A 7,065-nucleotide genomic window follows, 5' to 3' on the forward strand; every position below is an offset into this window, starting at 1 on the left:
GGGCACCCCGTATCCGCTCGGCGCGACCTACGACGGTGGCGGCACGAACTTCTCGGTGTTCTCCGAAGTCGCCACCGAGGTCGAGCTCTGCCTGATCGCCAAGGACGGCTCCGAGACCCGCGTCGACCTCGACGAAGTCGACGGCTATGTCTGGCACGCCTACCTGCCCTCCGTCACCCCGGGGCAGCGGTACGGCTTTCGGGTCCACGGTCCGTACGATCCGGAGCTCGGATTGCGCTGCGACCCCAGCAAACTGCTGCTCGACCCGTACGGGAAAGCGTTCGACGGCGAATTCGTCAACGATCCCTCGCTCTATACCTACGGGCTGGATTCGCTGGGCAACACGATGACCGGGGTGGTGATCAACCCGTTCTTCGACTGGGGCCCCGACCGGCCGCCGAACCGGCCGTACCACGAGACGGTGATCTACGAGGCGCACGTCAAGGGCCTGACGATGACGCACCCGGATATCCCGGAGGACCTGCGCGGCACCTATGCGGGCCTGGCGCATCCGGCGATCATCGGGCATCTGAAGTCGCTGGGCGTCACCGCGATCGAGCTCATGCCGGTGCACCAGTTCTTCCACGATCACGTGCTCACCGATCAGGGCTTGCGCAACTACTGGGGCTACAACAGCATCGGCTATCTCGCACCGCACAACCAGTATTCGGCCCGGCCGCGTGGCGACGGTGCGGTCGCGGAGTTCAAGGCGATGGTGCGCGCGATGCACGCCGAGGGCATCGAGGTGATTCTCGACGTCGTCTACAACCACACCGGCGAGGGCAACCACAACGGGCCGATACTGAGCCTGCGCGGGATCGACAACGCCGCCTACTACCGGCTCGACGAGGCCGACCCCGAGCACTACAAGGACTACACCGGCACCGGCAACAGCCTCAATGTCCGGCATCCGCACACGCTGCAACTGATCATGGATTCGCTGCGGTACTGGATTCTGGACATGCACGTCGACGGCTTCCGCTTCGACCTCGCCGCCACCCTGGCACGCGAATTGCACGACGTGGACCGGCTTTCCGCGTTCTTCGACCTGGTACACCAGGATCCGGTGGTGAGTCAGGTCAAGCTCATCGCCGAACCGTGGGACGTGGGCGAAGGCGGCTACCAGGTCGGCAACTTCCCCAGCCTGTGGACCGAGTGGAACGGCAAATACCGGGACACAGTGCGTGACTACTGGCGCGGGGAGCCCGCGACACTGGGCGAGTTCGCCTCTCGGCTCACCGGGTCGTCGGATCTGTACGAGTCGACGGGCCGCAGGCCCGGTGCCAGCATCAACTTCGTCACCGCGCACGACGGCTTCACGCTGCGCGACCTGGTGTCCTACAACGAGAAGCACAACGACGCCAACGGTGAGGGCAATCGGGACGGTGAAAGCCACAACCGATCCTGGAACTGTGGTGTCGAAGGTGAGACCGACGATCCCCGGGTCCTCGCGCTGCGTGCACGTCAGCAACGCAATCTGCTGGCCACGCTGATTCTGAGTCAGGGCACGCCGATGCTCGCCCATGGTGACGAGATCGGACGCACGCAGCTCGGCAACAACAATGTGTACTGCCAGGATTCGCCGGTGGCGTGGATGGACTGGTCGCTGGCGGAGTCGAATGCCGACCTGCTCGAGTTCACCCGCACGGTGATCGCCTTGCGCACCGACCATCCGATCTTCCGGCGTCGCCGCTTCCTGGCCGCGGGGCCGAGCGACGATCAGGGTCACCGACGCGAGATCGCCTGGTTCACGCCCGCGGGCACCGAGATGACCAACGACGACTGGGACAGCGGCTTCGGGAAATCACTGGCCGTGCTGCTCGACGGTGACGGCATCGCCGAACCGGGTCCACGGGGTGAGCGCATCACCGACGACTCGTTCCTGCTGTGCTTCAATGCGCACGACGAAGCGATCGATTTCGTACTGCCCGGACCGGAGTTCGGCGCGCAGTGGTCGCTCGCCCTGGATAGTTCGACCCCGACCGGCGCGGCCGACGCGGTGTACGCCGCGGCGGCGACGCTGCCGGTCGCCAGCCGCTGCCTGCTCGTATTGCGCCGAACCACCTAGCCGCCGAGCGAGACGATGACCGAGACCTATGTGACCGACCCGCTGACCATGCTGCATCGCGCGCCCGTCCGGGCGGGCACGGTGCGCAGCACCTACCGGTTGCAGTTGCGCCCCGACGCGCTCACCTTCGCCGATGCCCGCGCCATCGCCGAATACCTGCAGCAGCTGGGCATCTCGCACCTGTACCTGTCGCCGATCCTCACCGCGACGCACGGGTCGACACACGGTTACGACGTCACCGACCCCACCACGGTCTCCGCCGCGCTCGGCGGGCCGACGGGCCTCAAAGCGCTCTCCGACGAAGTGCGGAGCCGGGGTATGGGATTGATCGTCGACCTGGTGCCCAACCATGTGGGTGTCGCCGATCCGCGGCAGAATCGGTGGTGGTGGGATGTGCTGCGCAACGGCCAGAAGTCGCAGTACGCCAAGTATTTCGACATCGACTGGAGCTCGGGCAACGGCGCGGGCGGGCGGTTGGCGCTGCCGGTCCTGCAGAACGAGAACGACCCGGCCGCGCTCACCGTCGACCGGTCCGGCGCGGAACCGATGCTGGCATTGCACGATCTGCGATTCCCGATCGCGGCGGGCACCGACGGTGACAACGCTCTGCGCATCCACGACCGCCAGCACTACCGGCTGGTGAGCTGGAAGGCCGGGGTGTGCACGTATCGGCGGTTCTTCGCGGTGAACAGTCTGGCCGCGATCCGGCAGGAAGACCCGGAGGTGTTCGAGGCGACGCACCGGGAGCTGGCGGCCTGGTGCGAACACGATCTGATCGACGGCGTTCGCGTCGACCATCCGGACGGCTTGTCGCATCCGAGCGCGTATCTGACCCGGTTGCGCAGGCTGATCGGGCCGCAACGGCTCCTGCTCGTCGAGAAGATCCTCGCCAATCGCGAGCCGTTGGACGCGACGCTGCCGGTCGACGGCACCACCGGCTACGACGCGCTCGCCGATCTCGGTGGAGTGCTGATCGATCCGGCGGGCGAGGCGACGCTGACCGAACTGTCCCAGCACGTCGCGGGGCACGGCAGCGACCGGGCGTGGTTCGGTGAAACCGAGCATCGGATCAAACGCGCTGTCGCCGAAACCATTCTGGCGCCGGAGATCCGGCGATTGGTCGCCGCGATCAAACGCGACGGCAACGCGGGCAGTTTCGACACTCTCGCGGTGAGCAACGCGACCATCGAGGTACTGGCTTTCATGCCGGTGTACCGGGTGGATTACGCACCGCTGGCCGGGATGACGGCCGCGGTCGTGGCGGAGGTGGAGAAGCGCAACGCCGAGCTCACGGCGCCGCTGTCGGTGCTGGTGACCGCGCTGTCGGTGGGGGGTGAAGCGGCGACGAGGTTCTCGCAGGTGTGTGGGGCGATCACCGCCAAATCGGTCGAGGACACGATGTTCTATCAGGGTGCGCGGCTGGTGTCGCTGCAGGAGGTGGGCGGCAATCCGGCCCGATTCGGCCACTCCGTCAACGACTTCCACCTGTCCAACAGTGAACGCGCGCAGCGCTGGCCCGCGACCATGACGACGATCTCGACCCACGACACCAAACGCGGCGAAGATGTGCGCGCCCGGATCGGGGTGTTGTCGCAGGTCGCCGATGTCTGGTCGCAGCGGGTTCGAGGCTGGCTGGAGACCACCCCCGCGCCCGACGGGGCGACCGCGTTGTTCCTGTTGCAGAACATGTTCGGGGTGTGGCCCGCCGACGGGCGACCCGCCTCGTCGGTGCCGGGGCTGCGGGACCGGCTGCACATGTTCGCGGAGAAGTCGATTCGCGAGGCGGGCACGAAGACTTCCTGGGAGGAGCCGGACGCGGCGTTCGAATCGGCCGTGCACGGCTGGCTCGACGCGGTGATCGATGGACCGGTCGGTACCGGCATCGGCGATCTGGCCCACGAGCTCGCGCCGCACGCGTGGTCGGACGCGGTGGCGCAGAAGCTCTTGCAGCTGGGCGCGCCGGGGATTCCCGATATCTATCAGGGCACCGAGTTGTGGGAGGACTCCCTCGTCGACCCCGACAACCGGCGGCCGGTGAACTTCGCCACCCGGGTCGGGATGCTCCAGTCACTCACCGACACACCGACTTTGGACACCACCGGCGCGGCGAAGATGTGGGTGGTCGCCTACGCGCTGTGGTTGCGCCGGGAGCGGCCGGAGTGCTTCGTCGGCGGGATGTACCGCCCGCTCTATGCCATCGGTGAGCACGCGCATCGGTTCATCGCCTACGGGCGGGGGCCCGCGGGCGAAGCGCCGGAGGTGATCGTGGCGGCGACCCGGCATTCGGTCGGGCTCGGCACGACGGGCTGGCTGGACACCACTTTGCCGCTGCCGCAGGGCAACTGGACCGATCGGCTCACCGGGAACACCTTCGCGGGGAGTGCGCGGGTGGACAAACTGTTCGCTCGACTTCCTGTCGCGTTGCTGGTGCGCTGACAGCACTCACGGGCCAGAAGGCGCGCACCCGCGAGGGACCGACACTGCGCGAGCCGGTCCCTCGTGTCCAGCTCAGCGACTACGACGTAGTCCCAGATACTGCAGCGCGGCGAAACCGCCGACAGTCACCGACTGCATCACCGCCCACACCACACCCACCGTGGTGAGACCGAGCGCACCGGTCGACAGCGCGGCGAGACTGGCCACGACCCAGACGGTGTTGCCCATCGCCACCGCCGACGCCGCAGCCCGGTTGACCGGCGCCGATCGGCCGACGACGGCGACGGCCAGGCCGTAGGCGGTGAGGAAGGCGCCGATCGCGAGGCCGACACCGGCATCGAGTCCGAGCAGCCGTTCCATTGGTTGCGCCAGTGCCAGGTAGGCCAGGCCGTTGGCGGTGGTGACGACGGCGTCGAGGCGCAGCGACAGCCGCAGCAGGTTCTCGCCGGAGGCGAACAACGCGGACAGGCGGGACGGAGCGGTGGTGGTCATGGCGGATCTCCTTGGCTGCGAAGGGGTCAGGTGGTGGCGGGAACCTGGTCGAGGAAGCCGTAGACGCTGTCGATGCGGCCGTCGGTGAGGACGGCGACGTCGAAGCCGATCACCACGGCGGGGGCGTCGGCGGGGCCGAGGCCCCAGGTGAAGCGGACCTGGTCGTGATGGGCGTCGACGGGACCGGCCAGGGTGAATGTCCAGTCGGGGAACTGAGCCTGGACACCGGCGATGGCGGCCTCGAGTTCGGCGTGGCCGGTGACCGCGACCAGCGGGTCGACGTAGCGGGCCCGCGGGGTGAACAGACGGGCGACGGCGGAGCGGCGGGCGGCGGGCTCGCGGGTGTTCCACGCTTCCAGGTACTGTGCGACGACGGTGTTCATCTCGACCTCCGAAATAGGTTGTGAGCTGGTGTTTCGCTGGTAGTTCCTGCGATGGGCACAACGTTATGGCGCGAGGGGGTCGGTCGAATCAGTCGCGTATAGGTACTTTTCCCGGCGCGGCTGCCCGCGGTACCGGTACGGCGATACGGTGGAGCCCATGCTGCACGGACGCGATGCCGAACAGGCCAGGATCGATGACCTGCTCAGCGGGGCGCGCGCGGGGCGAAGCGGGGCCATGGTGGTGCGCGGCGAGGCCGGGATCGGGAAGACCGCGCTGCTGGATTACGCGGCAGCGCAAGGTGTTCCGACAGTGCGTAGCGCGGGGATCGAGTCCGAGGCCGAATTGCCCTTCGCGGCACTGCATCTGCTGGTCCGGCCAGGTATGGAGCTCGTGCGCCACCTGCCGTCGCGGCAGCGTGACGCACTCGAGGCGGCGTTCGGGCTCGGCGATGGCGCACCCGCCGATCGGATGCTGATCGGGCTGGCGGTACTGACCCTGCTCGCCGAGGAGGCAGCCGACGGGCCGCTGCTGTGCCTGATCGACGACGCGCATTGGCTGGACCGGGCCAGCGCGGAGGCACTGCTGTTCGCGGCGCGCAGGCTCGAGGCCGAGGGAGTGGTGATGCTGTTCGCCACGCGCTCGGGGCCGCAGGATTTTCCCGCGCCCGGGCTGACAGAACTCGCCCTGTCCGGTCTGCGTCCCGAGGCGTCGGCGGCACTGCTCGATGCCGGTACGACCCCGCTGAGTCCGGCCGTCCGGTATCGATTGCTCACCGAGTCGGGCGGTAATCCCCTTGCGCTGCTGGAACTTCCGGCAGTTGTCGGCGACGGCAGTGTCGACGATGCGAATCCGCTGCCGTTGTCGCAGCGGTTACAGCTGGCCTTCCACGGCCGCGTCACCCGCTTGCCCGCGGCGACGCGGACCGTGCTTCTGGTCGCGGCGGCGGCCGGTGCCGCGGACCTGGCGCCGATCCTGCGTGCCGCGGCCGGTCTCGGTGCGTCACTGCGGGATCTGCAACCCGCCCAGGACGCGGGCATGATCGGCACCGACGGTCAGGTGCTGACCTGGCACCACCCACTGCTGCGGTCGGCGGTGTATCAAGGCGCCGCGCTCACCGACCGGCTGGCCGCCCACCGCGCCCTGGCCGACGCACTGAGCGGCGACGACACCGCGGACCTGCGGGCATGGCATCTCGCCAGTGCCGCAACAGGTCCCGACGAGAACACCGCCACCACACTCGAGCACACAGCCGACCGTGCCCGGCGCCGCCACGGCCTCCATGCCGCCGTGACCGCCTACGATCGCGCGGCCGCGCTGAGCATCGACACGAACGCCCGCGTGCGCAGACTCGTCCTCGCCGCCGAGTCCGCGACGGAGGCGGGCCTCACCGACCGCGCAGAGCGACTGGCCGAGCGAGCCGCGTCCCTGTGGAGCGACGTCCGCGAGCCGGCGGGCGATGCCCCCGGCGCGCCAGCAACCGGCTGCCCGGCGCAGCAGGCGGCGCGACCTGGCGAACGAGAGGCTGTCGGCGCTGCCGGGGTAGTCGGCGGGGGCGGCGAGCAGGGCAGTGCGGCCGAGGAAGGCGGAGCCGCGTTCGCGCTGCGGCTGGACCTGGTGCGGGCGCAAGCCGAATTCGCGGGCGGCAAACCGGGTTCCGCGCATCGGCGGTTGATGTCAGCGGCCGT

5 protein-coding genes are annotated in these 7,065 nt (G+C 68.8%); 3 read left to right on the forward strand and 2 right to left on the reverse strand.

All coding sequences use genetic code 11. The annotated features are described in order from the left end of the window. On the forward strand, positions 1-2,068 hold a 2,068-nt coding region (gene glgX / locus ACFWF3_RS18540), incomplete at its 5' end, for a glycogen debranching protein GlgX (protein WP_379314609.1). A gap of 48 nt (positions 2,069-2,116) precedes the next feature. Then, entirely contained in the window at positions 2,117-4,504 is a 2,388-nt protein-coding gene (gene treY / locus ACFWF3_RS18545; RefSeq protein WP_378992690.1) for a malto-oligosyltrehalose synthase, read from the forward strand. A gap of 72 nt (positions 4,505-4,576) precedes the next feature. On the opposite strand, the gene ACFWF3_RS18550 is transcribed toward treY, so the two are convergent. Further along, positions 4,577-4,996 carry a hypothetical protein gene (locus tag ACFWF3_RS18550; RefSeq protein ID WP_379314610.1) on the reverse strand — a complete coding sequence of 140 codons (420 nt, stop codon included), beginning with the start codon at positions 4,994-4,996 and terminating at the stop codon, positions 4,577-4,579. A 26-nt stretch (positions 4,997-5,022) separates the two neighbouring features. Then, complete coding sequence (locus ACFWF3_RS18555) at positions 5,023-5,379, reverse strand: nuclear transport factor 2 family protein (RefSeq protein ID WP_378992660.1); 357 nt, start codon at positions 5,377-5,379, stop codon at positions 5,023-5,025. A gap of 157 nt (positions 5,380-5,536) precedes the next feature. Between ACFWF3_RS18555 and ACFWF3_RS18560 the strand changes: the two genes are divergently transcribed. Further along, positions 5,537-7,065: AAA family ATPase (locus ACFWF3_RS18560; protein ID WP_379314611.1), on the forward strand; the 1,529-nt coding region annotated here is incomplete at its 3' end.

The organism is Nocardia sp. NPDC060220 (genome assembly GCF_042727815.1).
In the GTDB taxonomy this organism is placed as follows: domain Bacteria; phylum Actinomycetota; class Actinomycetes; order Mycobacteriales; family Mycobacteriaceae; genus Nocardia.

Excerpts from the sequence above, each read along its gene's own strand:
- treY (WP_378992690.1), top strand. The coding sequence starts at position 2,117 with ATGCTGCATCGCGCGCCCGTCCGGGCGGGCACGGTGCGCAGCACCTAC.
- ACFWF3_RS18550 (WP_379314610.1), bottom strand. The coding sequence starts at position 4,996 with ATGACCACCACCGCTCCGTCCCGCCTGTCCGCGTTGTTCGCCTCCGGC.
- ACFWF3_RS18555 (WP_378992660.1), bottom strand. The coding sequence starts at position 5,379 with ATGAACACCGTCGTCGCACAGTACCTGGAAGCGTGGAACACCCGCGAG.